The organism is Nitrospirota bacterium (genome assembly GCA_020851375.1).
Lineage (GTDB): Bacteria > Nitrospirota > 9FT-COMBO-42-15 > HDB-SIOI813 > HDB-SIOI813 > RBG-16-43-11.
Map to the genome: position 1 here is coordinate 60537 of JADZCV010000019.1, position 17710 is coordinate 78246.

Sequence of the window (17710 nt, forward strand, 5' to 3'; positions counted from 1 at the left end):
ATCCTTTTTTTGATCCTTTTATAATTTTCGAGCCTGTCTGCAATGAATATCGGGTCTCCGAACCATTTACCCCAAGTATAATCCCTGTTCCATTATATATGACATTACATTATCAGGCAATAGGTTTTTAACCTCTTTGCCATCGTGAATAAGCCTTCTAAGCTCTGTTGAGGAAATGTCGCATGGAGTAATACGCTCAAGGAACAGTGAATATTTCCCGGAAAGAGGGACAGACAGCCTTTTAAGCCTGCCGCTGTCAAGCCCCTCAAGTTCAGATGATGAAACACCCTCCAGCGCAGGCAATTCAATTCTTTTAAGTTCGGCAAATCTGTAACCCGGCCTCTGGATCACGATAAAATTACACAGGCCGAGTAGCGTGCCTGCATCCTTCCAGGTCCTGATCTCAAGAAAGGCATCAATGCCGGTAATAAAGAATAGTTCTGCTGATGCGCCAAGCTCATTCTGTAAAGCCCTGACCGTATCAATGGAATAAGAAAATCCCTGCCTGTAAACTTCTATGGAAGAGACTGAGAAATACTCATATGGAGCAGCAGCAAGCTCAACCATGCGCAGCCTGTGGACAGGGGAAATAACCTCGTTTTTATGCTTGTGCGGCGGGATGCCTGTAGGGATAAATATTATGGAATCAAGCGAGAAGCGCTCTCTTATCTCATTTGCTATCCTGAGATGACCCGTGTGGATTGGGTTGAAAGTTCCGCCGAAAAGACCGATGCGTTGCAAGTCTCTTATACCCCTCTGACTGTACTACTCCCTCAGTTGTCCGTCGCCAAGCACTATAAACTTCATGGAGGTAAGCTCTTCAAGCCCCATAGGACCCCTCGCATGTATTCTCGTAGTGCTGATACCGATCTCTGCGCCGAGTCCGAACTGGCCTCCGTCGTGAAGGCGCGTGGATGCATTGACAAATACGGCTGCTGCATCCACAGCCCTGAGAAATTGCATCGCCCTTTTATGATTGTTTGTCACTATAGCTTCTGAGTGCTGTGACCCGTGTGTCTCAATATGCCTGAGCGCCTCATCCATGTCATCAACAATTTTTATATTCAGTATGAGGGCCAGATGTTCCGTATCCCAGTCTTCTTCTGTTGCCAGACGTATTGCCGGGTCAAGCTGCCTGGTACGCGAACAACCCCGGATCTCCACACCTGCCTTCCGGAATTTTTCAAGCAGTCCTGGAAGGACCCTCTCCGCCGCACCCTTGTGGACAAGCATCGTTTCCATGGCATTACAGGTTCCGGGACGCTGTACCTTTGCATTAAAACAGATCTCACCGGCCATTCCGGCATCCGCATCTTCGTCAACATAGGTATGACAGATCCCCTTATAATGTTTTATTACAGGTATAGTGGAATTGGCTGATACAGTCCTGATCAGCTCTTCTCCGCCCCTCGGTATTATCAGGTCAATATAATGATCCATCCTGAGCATGGCCATGACAGCCTCCCGGTCAACAATATCCACAAGCGTAATGGCCCCCTCAGGCAACCCTGCCTTTAGTCCGGCATCAATCAATATCTTCGCAATGGCCTTGTTGGAATGGATCGCCTCTGACCCACCCCTCAGGAAAACACTGTTTCCGGCCTTTATACATAACCCGGCAGAGTCAACCGTAACATTGGGCCTTGATTCATAAATAATCCCGATGACGCCTATCGGCACACGGATCTTTCCAACCTGCATGCCATTCGGACGCGTCCACATGCGCGTTACTTCACCAACCGGGTCCGGCAATGCTGCCACTTCCCTCAGTCCCTGAGCCATCTCCCGGATCCTCTTGTCATTGAGGGTCAATCTGTCTATCAGGGCTGAAGACAGCTCCCCCGCCTCTCCTGCCCTTATATCTTTCCCGTTCTCTTCCTTGAGCCTGCCTGACGCTGCTTCAATAGCATCAGCCATTTCAATAAGCGCCCGGTTCTTTACAGCAGAAGAAAGGACTGCAAGCCTCCTCGCACCTTCTCTGGCCTTCCTGCCTTTTTCTTCGATGTAACTCTTTATATCCATGATTACTCCTTCAACACCGTTTGTTTTCTACAAGATTACAAGGTTATCACGGTGTATCACCTCATCATAATCCTTATAACCCAATATCGCCGCGATGTCACCTGTCTTTCTACCCTTTATCTTTTCAATCTCCCTTGAACTATAGTTTGTCAGGCCCTTGGCAAATGCCTTTCCCTCTCCATCCTCACATGTCACAGCATCTCCTGCTTCGAAATGCCCTTTAATATCCAGAACCCCGGATGGGAGCAAGCTCTTCCCGCGCAACAGCAGGGCGTCTTTAGCCCCATTATCGAGGACCAGGTAACCACTTGTATGCAGGGCATATGCTATCCAGTGCTTCCTGCTTGTGAGCCTTGATTTCCGGGGAAGAAATATTGTTCCGACATCACTGCCTCTGAGCGCATTAACGAGGAGCCCCGGCTTACTGCCGCTCATAATAATTGCTGGTATCCCGTATCCGGCCGCCTTTTTTGCCGCCTGAACCTTTGAAGCCATCCCCCCTGTCCCTTCGATGGTACGGGAGTCACCGGCAAAGTTTTCTATGTCCTTGTTAATATCCCGCACAAGCGGTACCAGCCTTGCATCCGGGTGAATTGAAGGGTCCGCGGTAAATAATCCCTCAATGTCAGAAAGTATGATAAGAATGTCGGCATCAACTACGTTAGTAACAAGTCCTGATAACAGGTCATTATCTCCGAATTTGATCTCATCAATGGCTACAGTATCATTTTCATTTATAACAGGGACTATGCCATATGACAACAGGGTTATAAGGGTATTTCTGGCATTTAAAAACCGCCTCCTGTCAGTGATATCATCACGGGTCAGCAGGATTTGTGCAGCCTTAATGCCAAAGCGGCTGAAGTTTCTCTCATACATCTGGATCAATTTGCTCTGACCAATAGCAGCCGCAGCCTGCTTCAGGGGGATTCCTTTTGGTTTATTGCTGAGTCCAAGCTCCTTCATCCCGGCGGCTATTGCACCGGATGATACTATTACCACCTCGTACCCTTCCTGACGAAGAAGCGCTATTTCTTTTATTATTCTTTTTATTCTAAGGGCGTTGATGCCACGGGCAGATGAGGCAAGCACCCTGCTGCCTATCTTGATAACAATGCGCCTGACATTGTGAAGTAAGTCTACCCGTTCATCTGACAGTTTCATCTGAAAATCCCCGTTATTTACCACAAAGACACAAAGGACACGAAGAATTATATTTTAAATACATAATCCAAAAATGCTCCTATATACCCGTCATTCCCACGGAACCTGTCCCCGCACGATTTAAGCGGGGAGTGGGAATCCAGGATCAAGCCTCGGTCTGGATTCCCGCTTACGCGGGAATGACGTTTTCATAAACCCTGGTGAGCCCTGAGCTGTGAGCTTGTCGAACAATCGAAGGGCTCATGACGGTTCACCTGAAAATCTCCGTTCAAATCCCCCCTCTCCCCCCTTAGTCCCCCTTTGAAAAAGGGGGACTAAGGGGGGTTTTCCATCATACTTTGTGAACACCCGGTTCTTTAACCCGGGCTTTATCTGCTGCATCCTCTGCCTTCGCTCTACTCTTTTCCAACAATTTCCCCAGGTAACTCATGACCTCTTTCACTCCGTAGCCTGTTGCTGCTGAAATTGGAAAAAACTTTAATCTTTTTTTCTTACAATAAGCTGCAAGCTCTTTTAGCCTGTCTTCGCTCGTCATCGCATCGGTCTTTGTCCCGGCTACCACCTGGACTTTATCCGACAGGTCCGTCTGGTATAAGGAAAGTTCCCTGTTGATCGTCTCAAGGGCCTCAACAGGCGGGAGTACGGCACCATCTGATATATCTACAAGATGCAGCAGCACGGATGTCCTCTCCACATGCCTGAGAAACTGAAAACCGAGCCCCTTTCCTTCGTGAGCGCCCTCTATAAGACCTGGGATATCTGCCATGATAAAGCTCTTTTCCCTGCCGTAACCTGCAACTCCCAGATTTGGATTGAGCGTTGTAAAGGGATAATCGGCTATTTTGGGACGTGCTGCAGATACGGCAGACAGGAGTGTAGACTTGCCTGCATTAGGCAGGCCGATTACTCCAACGTCAGCCAATAATTTAAGTTCAAGCAGAAGCCATCGCTCCTGCCCCTTTTCCCCAGGCTGGGCATATCTCGGCGTCCGGTTGACAGAGGTTGCGAATGCAGCATTGCCAAGTCCACCGCGGCCGCCGCTGGCAACTATTACCTGTTCCCCGTCGTGTGTAAGGTCTGCAATAAGCTCGCTGGTCTCAAAATCATAGACCATGGTACCTACCGGAACCTTAACGACCACATCAGAACCATCCCTGCCGCGCATGTCTTTCCCTTTGCCATGAGCGCCACGCTTTGCAATATAGTGCTGGTGGTACTTCTGGTCAAGAAGGGTGTACAGGTTGGAGGAAGTTTCTACAACAACGTCTCCTCCCTTGCCTCCATGCCCTCCATTGGGTCCGCCGCGCGGCACATATGCCTCACGCCTGAAGCTTATACAGCCATTTCCGCCATCGCCGGCATGAACAAATATTTTTATCCTGTCTATGAACATTGATTTATACAAAAATGCCCCAGATAACATTACAAGAACCTGGGGCAAACATATTAACGAAATGATAGAGTAACGGGAACTGACTACATCACTGGATATACACTAACCCTTTTCCTGTCTCTCCCCACCCTTTCAAACTGGACAACACCTGAAATCTTGGCAAACAGGGAATCATCCCCGCCTTTTCCTACGTTAAATCCAGGATGAAATTTGGTTCCGCGCTGACGAACCAGAATGGAACCAGCAGGAACGACCTGCCCGCCGAAGCACTTTATGCCAAGCCTCTGGGCATTACTGTCACGCCCGTTTCGTATGCTTCCCTGACCTTTTTTGTGTGCCATGTTGTCTCCTTTATCCTTTTACTTCAACAATCCTGACCCTCGTCAGACACTGTCTGTGACCATTTGTGCGCCTGTAATTCTTCCTGCGCTTCTTTTTGAAAACAAGCACCTTCTTATCCCTGTACTGAGACACGATACTGCCTACGACCTTTGCATTGGCAACATATGGTTTCCCGATAACAACACTGTCTCCGCTGCCAACTGCAAGGACCTTGTCAAACTCTATGGTTGATCCTTCATCACCGGCCACCTTTTCAATGGAAATAACATCTCCGGTTGATACCCTTTGCTGTTTGCCCCCTGTTTCTACAATTGCATACATGATCTTTTCTCCTTACTCTCTCAGTTTTTCGTCTTCTTCCTGTTGTGTCTTACATTCAATACAATATGTCGTAACCGGCCTCGCCTTGATACGATTGTAACCGATCTCTTCGCCGCAACCGTCACAAATGCCAAATGTCCCTTTTTCTATACGCTCAAGGGCCTCGTCTATCTTTTTCAGCAGCTTGCGTTCCCTCTCCCTGAGCCGGATCGCAAAATTCTTATCTACTTCTGCAGAGGCTTGATCTGTTACATCAGGGAAATTTATCTTGTCAGGGTTTAGTCCCTCCCCTATAAGGACACCTGCCTCAGATAACAGGACAGTCCTTTGGTTCTCCAAATCCTGTCTGATCTCCTCATATTTATCAGTTCTATTTTTCGCCGCTGTCATCTTTCCAACCCAATACAGTATCAAAAAAAGATTAAATAGTCAATGCTAACCGCCCCTCTGCCAAAACCACCGTGAATTATACAATGGTCCATAGGGACGGTGCGTTTTGGGATATAACTTTACAAATGGCTCAGACATCATCTCATCATAACTCAGATGAAATACCTTTGAGAACTCTGACAGTTCCCTCTTCAGTATGAGAAAATCATTATCATTAAGTTTTTCAATGCCGACTTCCTTGCCAACCCTTCTGCTATCCACTTCTCCGCGGACAAATATAGTGCCTCCGTGCATCCCTGTCCCAAGGTAATCTCCTGCAATCGGGTGACCTGCCCTTTTTTCAAGACCCAATAATATAATTATTCCGCCCGCCATGTACTCACCGAGGAAATGACCTGCCGTCCCTCCTATGACAAGTACAGGGGTCTTGCCCAGATATGCCTTCATATGAATACCGACCCTGTAACCGACATCGCCAAGGACGAAGAATCTCCCCCCGCGCATTCCATAACCGCATACGTCCCCTGCATGACCATGTACATATACGTTGCCGGCATTCATCGTATTCCCACCGCCATCCTGTGCATTGTCAAACACCTCAATTGTTGGACCATCCATGAATACCGCCATATCATTCCCTGCAACGCCATGGATATCAATCCTTATATCATTACCCTGCAGTCCTGCGCCTATGAACCGCTGACCATTGACATTCCTGATTATTATATGTTTCACGCCTTCATTTACTACACGGTTGATCTCTTCATTAAGGTCGCGATAGTGTGTTGAAGCAGCATCTATGTCAACAGCGTTTTCTTCTAATTTAATTACCTTCATCCAAAATCCCCGAGCAAATCCCCCCTCTCCCCCCTTTACTAAAGGGGGGAACTAATTTCCCCCTTTGAAAAAGGGGGACAAAGGGGGATTTTATTCCTTTAACATCCCGATAACAGGCTCGCCGGCCCTCGGCATCCATAGCCTGTCCGGTTTTTCGCATATCTCTCTGATTGTTGCCTCTTCACTTGCCATATAAAGTGTCTCATCCTTCTCCCCTGCAAACAGTGGGCGCAGCTTTATCCTGTCATTAAATCCCACAAGACCGTTGCGCCAGCCAAACAGGATGGCAAAAGGACCATTGAGGAGCAGCGGCCCGTATTGTATGCGAATGGCCTTTAACGCCTCTGAAAACTCCCTGTCCTCAGGTAACCCCAGATCTATATCCTTCCAGAAAGGGCTTGCCAGTGCATAAAACGCTGCACGAAGCGGCATCTTCTGCTGTCTGATCAGATAGTCAAGGGCATACGCCACCACTTCCGTATCAGTAAGGAGCGTGCACTTATAACCATACATCTCAAGAAACGCACGGTTAGTCCCGTAGCTTGTTATCTCACCATTGTGAACAATCGCCCAGTCGAGGATAGTAAAAGGATGAGCGCCACCCCACCAGCCAGGAGTATTGGTAGGAAACCTCGTATGTCCCATCCATATATAAGCCTTATAGTCTTCAATCATAAAGAAGTCGGCAATATCAGCAGGCTCCCCGACACCTTTAAACGCCCCCATGTTCTTACCGCTCGATATGACATAGGCGCCGTGGACGTTATCATTGACATTCATGACCGCCCGTACAACGAGCCCCTCTTCATCCTCTCCGGGAAGAAGGCAGTCATTCTTTGGCTCAACAAAATATCTCCAGAAGATCGGGGGATGCTTGATATACGGAGTAGCCCTTGTCGGTATCTCCTCTTCCCTGTGTACAGTGAAAAATTTAAACAGGACACGCTCAACATCAGGCTTTATCTCCGGTTTATCCATCATGACGTGGATTGCGTAGAAATCCGCCATGTCAGGATAAATGCCGTATGCGGCGAAACCTGCACCAAGGCCGTTGCCGCGGTCCTTCATCAGACAGAGGGATTTTATTATGTGACTCCCGTCAACACGTTTCCCGTCACGGTTTATAAAACCGACGAGACCGCATCCGCTCGTATCCCTGGGATCATTATATCTCTTATATCCTTCAATCATGGTAGTCTGTCTCATCCCTTCGTGTAAAAATCCTGTTTCTCCACTCACGGGGCATTTGCATAAGTCCAATCTTCTTCTTATTAAGCAGTCTTGTCTTGATACCGGATATATCAGCCTTACTCCTGATAAGTCCTGTTAATACACCGGCCCCGTCTACTTCACCGATTGTTACAAAACCTTTCAACCTTCCTTCCTTGAGAATAAGGCTCCTGTAAAACGTCCCTTTGGGATCGCTGACAGATATAGTTTCATAACTTGCATCAGGCGGGGTAGTGATCCCAGCTGAGAGTATCGGTACCTTTAAAAACTTCAGAGAATTCATTGGGAGTCCGCCTGCATAAGGGTACTTGACCCCTGCCATATTTATACCGGCAACCAGACCCTGTTGAAAGGCCAGCGGCCATAATGGCAATGAGCGCTTCTGGCCGTCAGTTATATCTGTTGCCTTGACCACATCTCCTGCCCCATATACATTCGGGACACTGGTACACATATAGTCATCCACATCAAGGCCCCTGTCAAATTTTATCTGTGTGTCCTTTATCAACGCTCCGTTGGGTATTACACCGATTGCAGTTATAACCGCCTGACATGGGACAAACTTGCCGCTCTTTAAACTTACGCCGGTTATCTCACTACTTCCGGCAATCTCTTCAACTGTGTCATTTAAATAGAACTCTATACCCTCACCCTTCATGAGTGATTCAGCAATCTCAGATGATTTGGGGTCTAATGCCTTGACAAGGACACGGTCCCCAAGCTCCACTACAGTCACCTTCTTATTAAGCTTATTCAGGGTATAGGCAATCTCTGTGCCTGTAAACCCTGCACCGATTACCACTGCACTGTCAAAACGGGGAAGCGCTTCACGGATCTTCTCAGCGTCAAACAGGTCAGTAAATGTAAAGACAAGCTCTTTACCCTCTGCCCCTTTTATCGCAGGCTTAAATGGTACCCCGCCAACTCCAAGCAGCAGCTTCTTGTAAGAAACCTCTTCACCATTATCTGTAGTCAGCACAGACTTATCCGCCTTGATTGCTGTAACCCTTCTCCCGAAGAGGCAGTCAACCCCCATCTTCTTAAAATAGTCCTTGCCCCTGTACTCAAGCCATTGGGAATTGGAACCCTTTATATAATCTGCAAGCATCGCCTTTGAGTAGGAGCCAAGGGATTCATAAGATATCGTAAGGATGGAAGACTTTTTATCATGTCTCCTTATCCCGTCTATAGCCCCTACGGCGGCAACGTTTGAACCGACAATTACATAATCTGATTTAGACATCAGGTGCGAACCTCTTCTCTGACTTCAATCGTCTCATCATAAAGCAAAGCCTTGTTCGGGCAGGCCTCAACACAGGCAGGATTGAGTCCGGCATCAAGCCTTTTGATGCACAGGTCACACTTAAATGCATGTTTGCGCTCGCCGTCAAGGTTCGGGTGGGCTGCCCCATACGGACATCCTACGACACAACCCCAGCACCCTACACAGCGCTCCTCGTCCAGATAGACTATGCCATTATCAAGCCGTTGAATGGCGCCGCTGATACAGGCATCCATGCACCACGGATGCTTACAGTGCCTGCACATTGATGAAAATGCCAATGGTGACGCAACCTCAACAACGGCATTCGTCCTGCCGCGCAAGCCTTCCCTTTTATATGCCTTTATAGGATCCTCGCTCCGTGAGTGCGATGCAACACAGGCGACCTCACAGTTGTAACAGGCTATGCAGTAGTCTTCAACTATAATTACTTTTTTCATGCATAAATCCCCGTTCAAATCCCCCTGTCCCCCTTTACATAAGGGGGGAACTAATTTCCCCCTTTGAAAAAGGGGGACCAAGGGGGATTTCATTATCCAACTTACTCCCCTGCCGGGAGAACCCCCAGTATCTCGTTCTCTTTCTCAGTCAATCCAATACTGCGCAACCTCAGCCGGTTGCCTTTCAGCGATTCTATGGAGTTGATCCCCATTGCCCCGAGCATCTCTTTCATCTCATGTGACCAGCCTTTAACAAGATTATACAACTGGACTGATGCTATGTCCGGATTCTGCCTCCTTGCCAGTCTCGGGTCGTTGGTCGTAATACCCCATGCACACCGGCCGGTATTACATGTCTGACAGAGGGTACAGCCAATAGCAAGCATAGCCACTGTTGCAATATAGGCCGCATCAGCGCCAAGGGCTATAATCTTTATAACATCAGCACTGCTCCTGATACCGCCAGTAGCCACTATAGAAACCTCATTCCTGATCCCTTCCTGGCGTAGCCTCCTGTCTACAGCAGCAATTGCCACCTCGACAGGTATTCCGATATGGTCCCTTACTGACTTGGGCGTTGCCCCGGTTCCGCCCCTGAAACCATCAACGACTATGACATCAGCCCCTGCCCTTGCTATACCGCTCGCAATAGCAGCCACGTTATGCACCGCTGCTATCTTTACAAAAACAGGTTTTTCATATCTCGTTGCCTCTTTTATTGCATATATTAACTGTCTCAAATCTTCTATAGAGTATATGTCGTGATGCGGGGCCGGAGAAATGGCATCAGAACCCGGAGGTATCATCCTCGTCTCAGCAATATCCGCATTCACCTTTTCACCGGGAAGGTGTCCCCCTATCCCAGGCTTAGCACCCTGCCCTATCTTGATCTCTACTGCTGCCGCTGCCTTCAAGTAATCCCTGCTCACACCAAAACGGCCTGAGGCTACCTGAACAATACCCCTTCCTGCATATGGATAGAGCTTTTTGTGAAGCCCTCCCTCACCTGTGTTCCAATAGGTGCCAAGCTCTACTGCCGCCCTTGCCATGGACTCCTGAAAATTAAGGTTTATTGAACCATACGACATAGCAGAGAACATGATAGGCGTATCAAGCTCAAGCTGAGGGGCAAGCCGTGTCTTTAATGCAATCTTCCCTTTTTCTGATTCCTCAAGCTCAATCTTCTGTCCTTTCCTTCCAAGAAAGGTCCTGAGCTCCATAGGTTCTCTAAGGGGGTCAATTGACGGATTAGTCACCTGACAGGCATCAATGACCAGATGGTCAAAATATATCCTGTAGGGCTTGTCATTTCCTATGCCTGTGATAATAATGCTGCCGGTATTTGCCTGGAGGTAGGCATCCATGACAAGATCCCACTTCCAGCTTGCATGTTCAACAGGTTTTGAAGGATTGGGGATAATCTTTAGTGCATCCGTAGGGCACATGGCCTCACACCGCTTGCAGCCGACACATGCCTCATGCTTATTCCATAAGACATCAAGCTCCTCATCGTAGAAGGTTGCATCGTAGGAGCACTGCTCAACACATCCAAGACAACGGACACATTTATAATCATCCCTCTGGACTATATATGGGTAATATTGAATCTGAGGTTTCTTGTAAAGCATTCCACTATCCTCACTATGAGGGTACGCCCAGGAATGAAAATGCCACCATCGTAGCTTTGCCCTTTATGGGTAACTTCAAGCCAGCCATGAAGGCCGGCGCGTAGGTAACTAAGATTCATTTTCCTGTCCCTTTATCAGCCCCTGCTCACATAGGTTCATCCGAAAATCCCTGTATACCCGTCATTCCCACGGAACCTGTCCCCGCATGATTTAAGCGGGGAGTGGGAATCCAGAACCCGACATCGGTCTGGATTCCCGCGTAAGCGGGAATGACGTTTTCATTAACCCTGGTGAGCCTGAGGCTCATGACGTTTCACCTGGAACATATCCCACATAAATTTGAATCTATAGTATAGCAATACAGACATTAAATTTCAACAACCAGATAGAAATTTTTCAACAATGGCAAGATTTCGCTCTACCGCCCCTTTGTTCCTCATAATTATCTTATACCCTTTCTCCCCCATTTCCAACTGCCTGCTGTTGTCAGTAAGCAGTCCACTCAGTGTCACTTTAAGACTTTTATCATCTTCAACCATCAAACCGGCGCCCGCTTTTAATATCTCCTCTGTAATCTTCTTAAAATTAAACATATGCCTGCCAAATATGACAGGCTTTTTGTAATACATGGCCTCAAGCGGGTTCTGTCCGCCGTGGGGTATAAAACTCCCGCCGATTATTACGATCGTGGCTATGCTGTAGAGGGTTGACAACTCACCTATTGTATCAACAACTATTACAGTCCTGTACGGTAAATCATTCTTTTCTGCATTAGGAAGCCCTGTCCTCCTGACAACATCAAGCCCCTTTGCCTTAACAATCTTTTCTATCTCTGCTGACCTTTCGATATGCCTTGGAACCATTATCAATCTAAGCTTTTCACCGGGAGATACTGTTTCAAATCCCCCCTTCCCCCCTTTACTAAAGGGGGGTGAGGGGGGATTTTTAAAATCTTTGAGACATTCAAGATATGCTGAAATAATCCCCTCATCTTCACCAGGATGTGTACTTCCTGCTACTATTACCTTGTCATCCTTTTCGATCCCATACAATCGCATCTTTGCACCAATTGCTTCCTCATCCATCTCAATAAACTTCTGGTCATACTTCATGTTGCCGGTTATAGTCACAGAGCCGGCAGGCGCCCCAATCTCCCTCATCCTCTCTGCATCCTCATCACTTTGCATGCAGAAGAGGTCTACATTTGCAAGGACCCTTTTCATAAAGGGGCGAAACCTTCTATAGCCCTTGAATGCATCCGGGGAGATCCTGCCGTTAATGATGAGAGACTTTGCACCGGAACGTTTTACCTCCCTTAGAAAATTGGGCCACAGCTCAGTCTCAACAGAGACATAGATGTCCGGACGGACTCTATTGATAAACCTTTTAACAGACCATGGCAAATCAAATGGCGAGTATAGTATCTGGTCTGCCTCCGGGAGTCTCTGGCGGGCAACGTCATTGCCGGTTGGCGTAACAGTTGACACCGTCAGCCGGATTTCCGGGTGCCTCTGCCTGAGCCCCTTGATAAAGGGAGTAGACGCAATAACCTCACCAACAGATACAGCGTGGACATGGACACGCAACCTGTCCTTCCCCGCTCCCGGCCCTGATATTGAGGAATGCCCTCCGGCAAACCCCAGTTTTTCCCAGAAACCCTTTCTGTGCTTCTCCTTTGTCAGGACCTTGTATAACCAGAAGGGGAGTGTGATTATGGCGAGAAATATAAGAAGGAAATTATAAATTAAATACATGTGGTTCCCCGGGCAAGCCCAAGTATACTGAATTATCAGTAGCCCGACAAGTAACCACTGGTATTTATCTGAAAATGCTCCTATCTACGTGTCATTCCCACGGAACCTGTCCCCGCAGGATTTAAGCGTAGAGTGGGAATTCAGAATCAGGCCTCGGTCTGGATTCCCGCTTACGCTGGAATGACGTTTTCTCAATCGCTTGTGAGCCCTGAGCTGTGAGCGTGCCAAACAGTCGAAGGGCTCATGACGGTTTGTCAGGAATGAAAGGATATATTATTTCTTTTAAGTTTCATTTAAGCTCTCTGCGCTAAGCTGATTCCATCTTAAGTTACATGCATAAGAGATTAAACTTTAAAGGTCTTAAGAAAGGTGGAAGGAAGATGGAAATAGGTACAGAAAAAGTCAAGGTGTGGGACCCCTTCGTAAGGATATTTCATTGGGCGCTCGTAGCCTGTTTCGCAATCGCATATCTGGTGGGGGACGATTTTCTGAGCATCCATGTACTGGCAGGGTATTCGGTCCTGGTGCTGGTCTTGTTCCGGCTGCTTTGGGGTTTCATTGGCCCTGAGCACGCGAGATTTACTGACTTTATTTATCACCCCCGCAGTGTATTGAGTTATTTGAGAGACCTGGTCAGGTTCAGTGCCAGGCGCTACCTTGGACACGGACCTGCCGGCGGAACCATGATCATTGCCCTGCTCACAACCCTTATATTGACCACATTATCCGGGCTTGCCCTGTATGGCGCAGGAGAATTTGCAGGCCCACTTGCCGGTCTGATGGCAGGGATTGGAGAGAAAGGGGTTGATGCATTGGAAGATATACATGAATTCCTCGCTGGACTTACGTTGACCCTTGTTGCATTCCATGTTGCGGGCGTAATCCTGTCCAGTTTTGTCCATCGTGAGAACCTGATCAAGGCCATGTTCACTGGTTACAAGGGAGGATTAAAGAATGAAACTGAATAAGATGGTAATAATAGCGGCATTTATGTTAAGTATCCCGGTTTTTGCAAATGCATCAACAGCAGACGACCTGCTGGCATCTTATAAAAGGCTCGGCGCCGGAAATTTCAGCGCAGAAGCCGGCAAGGCAATGTGGAACAAACCGTACAAAGACTCAGCAACCGGTCAGGACAGGAGCTGTGCCACCTGTCATCACAGCAACCTGAGTCTGAGGGGGGAACATGCAACAACTGGAAAAGCGATCGAACCAATGGCAGTTTCAGTTAATCCAAAGCGTCTTAAAGATGCAGCATTTATTGAGAAGTGGTTCAACCGGAATTGCAAGTGGACGATCGGCCGTGAGTGTACACCTCAGGAAAAGGGGAACTTCCTGATGTTTATAAAGAACCAGTAGTCATTGTTTACATGTATAACGGAGGGATATATAATGAAAACCAAATTTAGAATTGGAGCCATTATCATCGGTGTAATTTTATTAGTCGGACAATTTGCCATTGGTGAGGGCCGTGACAGGGAGTGGGACGAACTAAAAGGTGCTAAGTCCGGGGTGGCGCCTGTTGGGCTTGAGTTATACAAAAACGAATGTGGTTCCTGCCACTTTGCTTATCAACCGGGGCTGCTCCCGGCCCGCTCATGGGATAAGCTAATGTCAGACCTTGGGAATCACTTCAACGAAAACGCAGAGCTTTCAGCGAATGATACAGAAACTATAAGGAAATATCTCATGGAAAATGCGGCCGACCGGTCTGACAGGAAACACTCGATCAGGATCACCCGCTCAATAGGAGGCAATGAAACACCGGAGAGGATTACCAGGGTTCCCTACATCATTCAGAAGCATCATGAACTTGCGCCGCGTCACATTACAAAAAATCCAAAGGTGAAAAGCTTCAGCAATTGTAACGCCTGTCACACGCGGGCAGAGGCCGGGTCTTTCAGGAAAAAAGAAGTGGTAATCCCCGGTTTTGGAGCCTGGAATGATTAATATTATAAAAATAACCTTACTGCTGGCCTTTTTTATATTGCATGGCATGGGCGCTGCCTTTGCCGGCGACGACCATGAGCGGGCAAAGAGGCTTAAGGAGGCAGGGGATATCCTCCCGCTCCAGGAAGTTGTAGAGAAGACAGTGCGTGAACATCCCGGTCGTATCCTCGAAGTCGAATTGGATGAACAGGACAATAAATTCATCTACAAACTGGAGATCCTCGATGAAAAAGGTATCTTATGGAAGCTAAAGATTGATGCCAGGACCGGTGAATTGCTGAAACAAAAAATGGAAAGATAATAGTGAGACTCCTTGTAGTTGAAGACGACAGTGATCTCAACCAGAGATTAAAGACCGAACTGAGCCGGTCGGGTTTTGCCGTGGATATAGCTGAGAACGGCATTGATGCAGGCTTCATGGGCGATGAAGTCCCTTATGATGCTGTCGTCCTGGACCTCGGATTACCCGATCGCTCGGGATTGGACGTATTGAAGGGTTGGCGCGCAAAGGGGAATAAGGTGCCGGTGCTGATCCTGACTGCCCGTGGCGCATGGTTTGAAAAGGTTGAAGGATTCAAGGCAGGAGCTGATGACTACCTTTCAAAACCATTTCATATGGAAGAGCTGGTGGCCCGGCTTAATGCACTGATACGCCGTGGAAAATCCCAGACACAAGGTACACTGCAGGTTGGTGGCATTACACTCGACGAGGAACGGCAATGCCTTACAAAGCGGGACGGGAAAGTAGAGGAGCTGACCGGTATCGAATTCCGGCTGTTGAGATACCTGCTGCTTCACCCTGATATAGTCCTGTCAAAGAGCCGTATAACGGAGCATGTCTACGATTTTGATTCGGATAAAGACAGTAATGTCATAGAGGTTTATATCAACAGGCTTCGGCAGAAACTTGGCAAAGAGTGGATTGAGACACGACGCGGTCAGGGATATATCTTCAAGGTGCCTGAGTAATGCGGTCTCTGCAAACACGGCTCAGTGCAGGCCTCATAATCAGCCTTATTGTCCTGTTCACCCTTCAGTGGTTCATCGTCAGTAAGACAATACGGTACCTGACAGAAGATTATGTTGCATCGAGATTGAGGCACGATGCAGAAGGTTTTCTTGTTGCCCTCGTTACAGGCAGTGATAATACCCCGTCTTACCTCAATATGCAACGCATTGATCCAATATATAACCGGCCTTTTTCAGGCCACTACTACCAGATTCAGACAGGCGGACAAATCATCCGTTCGAGGTCCCTATGGGATGAGGAGTTGGTGATCCCCCCTGCTTCTGGAGATACCATCACAAAGTCCTATTCTAACGGTCCCCGCGGGCAGCTTCTGCTGCTGCTTGCCGGTAATTTCATAAAACAGGATCAGCCCGTTTTCATTGCTGTTGCAGAGGACCTCTCTCCAATGGAGGCCGATATGCGGCGATTTCAGCTCAGGTATGCACTTGTATCAGCGTCCATACTCGTATTCCTGATCTTAATTCAAAGACTGATTGTACGGGCCGGATTGGCGCCGCTGGAAAAGGTGCGGGAGGATATAAGCTCACTGGAAAGGGGGGAGATCACACAGCTCAGAGAGGATGTCCCCGGAGAGATGCGTCCCTTTATCAACGAGATCAACCGGCTGCTCGATATCATGAGTCGCAGGCTTCTGCGGTCACGAAATGCCATGGGCAATCTTGCCCATGCCCTTAAAACGCCTTTGACATTGCTGATGCAGCTGCCTCATCAGGAGGAGATGAATAAGTGCGGGGAGGTCAGGCGTCAACTGATTGAGCAAACGGAAAGACTAAACTCTCTCCTGGAACGGGAATTAAAACTGGCGCGCTTATCAGGTGTTCCCAGACCTGGTCAACAGGTAGTCCTGGGAGAGGAGTTACACCACCTTTTCGATGCCCTCAGGAAGATCTATAGAGACAAGCCCATAAAGTTTGAATGGTCAGTGCCGCCACATGGCGTTATTGCAGGCGACAGGGAGGACATGCTGGAACTGATCGGGAACCTGCTGGATAATGCATGCAAGTGGGCCCGCAGCACAGTAAGCCTTGCTATTGCCAGCGATGCAGGTTTAAGCATTACTGTTGAAGATGACGGGCCAGGCTGCCCTGATGAGGAGATCGAACGGCTCTCCCTCAGAGGGGTACGCCTCGACGAGTCCCCTGCCGGATATGGACTCGGCCTTTCCATAGTGAAAGGCATTGTTGAGCAGTATTCCGGGTCAATACAATTTGGCCGGTCAGAGAAACTTGGCGGCTTCAGGATAGATATCAACCTGCCGGTTGTTTACTGAACTTATTCTTTTCATCTTTATCCGCCGCAAGCCGTTGATCATCCCGTCTGTTCAATATTCAGGGACTTTAATTTTCTCCAGAATGTAGTTCTGCTCATGTTCAGCCTTTTTGCACACTCCTGATGGTTCCGGTTCGTCTCTTCAAGCATACGAATTATGACCTCCCTCTCTAATTCTCTCAGAGGGTCAGCCTTATTTATGATCTTGTCTATGATGCTCTTATTCTGAATCTCCTTTGGAAGGTGTTCAGGATTGATGGTAGAACCATGACATCTTATGATGGCATATTCTATAATATGTTCAAGTTCCCGTATATTGCCAGGAAACTCATACTCCATCAGAAAGTCCATTGCCGGAGGAGAGATATTTGTAACCCCGGCCCCCAGTTCCTTATTGTACTTTTCTATAAAATGTTTTAAAAGGAGCGGGATATCCTCTTTCCTTTCCCGCAAAGGCGGCACCTCTATAGGTACAACCTTTAGCCTGTAGTAAAGGTCTTCCCTGAATTCACCCTTTTCTACAGCAACCTTCAGGTCCTTATTAGTTGCTGCAATAACCCTCACATCTACCCTGATGGTCTTTGAATCACCAACCCGCTCAAACTCCCCTTCCTGAAGTACCCTCAGGAGTTTTATCTGGGTATGCAGTGATACATCC

The 17710-nt window shown here is 48.0% G+C and carries 20 protein-coding genes; 6 read left to right on the forward strand and 14 right to left on the reverse strand.

The annotated features are described in order from the left end of the window. Positions 1–66 precede the first annotated feature (66 nt). The 13 genes from IT393_04020 to IT393_04080 form a co-directional block, all read right to left on the reverse strand. A complete protein-coding gene (locus tag IT393_04020) occupies positions 67–741 on the reverse strand; it encodes a nicotinate-nucleotide adenylyltransferase (GenBank protein MCC7201817.1) in 675 nt (224 codons plus the stop codon). Between the two features lie 24 nt (positions 742–765). Further along, entirely contained in the window at positions 766–2022 is a 1257-nt protein-coding gene (locus IT393_04025) for a glutamate-5-semialdehyde dehydrogenase (GenBank protein ID MCC7201818.1), read from the reverse strand. Positions 2023–2049: 27 nt separating this feature from the next. Continuing rightward, positions 2050–3186, reverse strand: coding sequence for a glutamate 5-kinase (proB, locus tag IT393_04030; GenBank protein ID MCC7201819.1), 1137 nt, complete (start codon positions 3184–3186; stop codon positions 2050–2052). Between the two features lie 331 nt (positions 3187–3517). Further along, complete coding sequence (obgE, locus tag IT393_04035; protein ID MCC7201820.1) at positions 3518–4609, reverse strand: GTPase ObgE; 1092 nt, start codon at positions 4607–4609, stop codon at positions 3518–3520. A 53-nt stretch (positions 4610–4662) separates the two neighbouring features. Next, positions 4663–4920, reverse strand: coding sequence for a 50S ribosomal protein L27 (gene rpmA, locus IT393_04040; protein MCC7201821.1), 258 nt, complete (start codon positions 4918–4920; stop codon positions 4663–4665). Positions 4921–4930: 10 nt separating this feature from the next. After that, entirely contained in the window at positions 4931–5242 is a 312-nt protein-coding gene (gene rplU / locus IT393_04045) for a 50S ribosomal protein L21 (GenBank protein ID MCC7201822.1), read from the reverse strand. A 12-nt stretch (positions 5243–5254) separates the two neighbouring features. Next, entirely contained in the window at positions 5255–5632 is a 378-nt protein-coding gene (dksA, locus tag IT393_04050; protein MCC7201823.1) for an RNA polymerase-binding protein DksA, read from the reverse strand. A 45-nt stretch (positions 5633–5677) separates the two neighbouring features. Beyond that, a complete protein-coding gene (locus IT393_04055; GenBank protein MCC7201824.1) occupies positions 5678–6469 on the reverse strand; it encodes a hypothetical protein in 792 nt (263 codons plus the stop codon). Between the two features lie 90 nt (positions 6470–6559). Beyond that, positions 6560–7660 (reverse strand): glutamine amidotransferase family protein, encoded by a 1101-nt coding sequence (locus IT393_04060; protein ID MCC7201825.1) that lies wholly within the window; start codon positions 7658–7660, stop codon positions 6560–6562. Continuing rightward, positions 7653–8942: an NAD(P)/FAD-dependent oxidoreductase gene (locus IT393_04065; GenBank protein ID MCC7201826.1), complete on the reverse strand. Its 1290-nt coding sequence runs from the start codon at positions 8940–8942 to the stop codon at positions 7653–7655. Before IT393_04065 ends, IT393_04060 begins: the two co-directional genes overlap by 8 nt. Then, positions 8942–9421: a 4Fe-4S dicluster domain-containing protein gene (locus tag IT393_04070; protein MCC7201827.1), complete on the reverse strand. Its 480-nt coding sequence runs from the start codon at positions 9419–9421 to the stop codon at positions 8942–8944. Before IT393_04070 ends, IT393_04065 begins: the two co-directional genes overlap by 1 nt. Positions 9422–9522: 101 nt before the next feature. Further along, positions 9523–11049, reverse strand: coding sequence for a 4Fe-4S binding protein (locus tag IT393_04075; protein ID MCC7201828.1), 1527 nt, complete (start codon positions 11047–11049; stop codon positions 9523–9525). A gap of 374 nt (positions 11050–11423) precedes the next feature. After that, a complete protein-coding gene (locus IT393_04080) occupies positions 11424–12803 on the reverse strand; it encodes a 3-deoxy-D-manno-octulosonic acid transferase (protein ID MCC7201829.1) in 1380 nt (459 codons plus the stop codon). Between the two features lie 380 nt (positions 12804–13183). Here IT393_04080 and IT393_04085 point away from each other — a divergent pair, with 380 nt between their 5' ends. From IT393_04085 to IT393_04110, 6 genes are read left to right on the forward strand one after another with little or no spacing between them, the layout of a single operon-like run. Then, a complete protein-coding gene (locus tag IT393_04085) occupies positions 13184–13771 on the forward strand; it encodes a cytochrome b/b6 domain-containing protein (protein MCC7201830.1) in 588 nt (195 codons plus the stop codon). Position 13772: 1 nt separating this feature from the next. Beyond that, positions 13773–14162 (forward strand): DUF1924 domain-containing protein, encoded by a 390-nt coding sequence (locus IT393_04090; protein MCC7201831.1) that lies wholly within the window; start codon positions 13773–13775, stop codon positions 14160–14162. A gap of 33 nt (positions 14163–14195) precedes the next feature. Then, positions 14196–14753 carry a diheme cytochrome c gene (locus IT393_04095; GenBank protein MCC7201832.1) on the forward strand — a complete coding sequence of 186 codons (558 nt, stop codon included), beginning with the start codon at positions 14196–14198 and terminating at the stop codon, positions 14751–14753. Then, the gene (locus IT393_04100; protein ID MCC7201833.1) at positions 14746–15054 is read left to right on the forward strand and encodes a PepSY domain-containing protein; all 309 of its coding nucleotides are present in this window, start codon (positions 14746–14748) and stop codon (positions 15052–15054) included. The genes IT393_04095 and IT393_04100 overlap by 8 nt, the downstream gene beginning before the upstream one ends. 2 nt (positions 15055–15056) lie before the next feature. Then, complete coding sequence (locus IT393_04105) at positions 15057–15722, forward strand: response regulator transcription factor (protein MCC7201834.1); 666 nt, start codon at positions 15057–15059, stop codon at positions 15720–15722. After that, positions 15722–17053 carry a sensor histidine kinase gene (locus tag IT393_04110; GenBank protein ID MCC7201835.1) on the forward strand — a complete coding sequence of 444 codons (1332 nt, stop codon included), beginning with the start codon at positions 15722–15724 and terminating at the stop codon, positions 17051–17053. The genes IT393_04105 and IT393_04110 overlap by 1 nt, the downstream gene beginning before the upstream one ends. A 38-nt stretch (positions 17054–17091) precedes the next feature. Here the strand turns inward: IT393_04110 and IT393_04115 are convergent. Beyond that, on the reverse strand, positions 17092–17710 hold a 619-nt coding region (locus tag IT393_04115), incomplete at its 5' end, for a sigma-54-dependent Fis family transcriptional regulator (protein MCC7201836.1).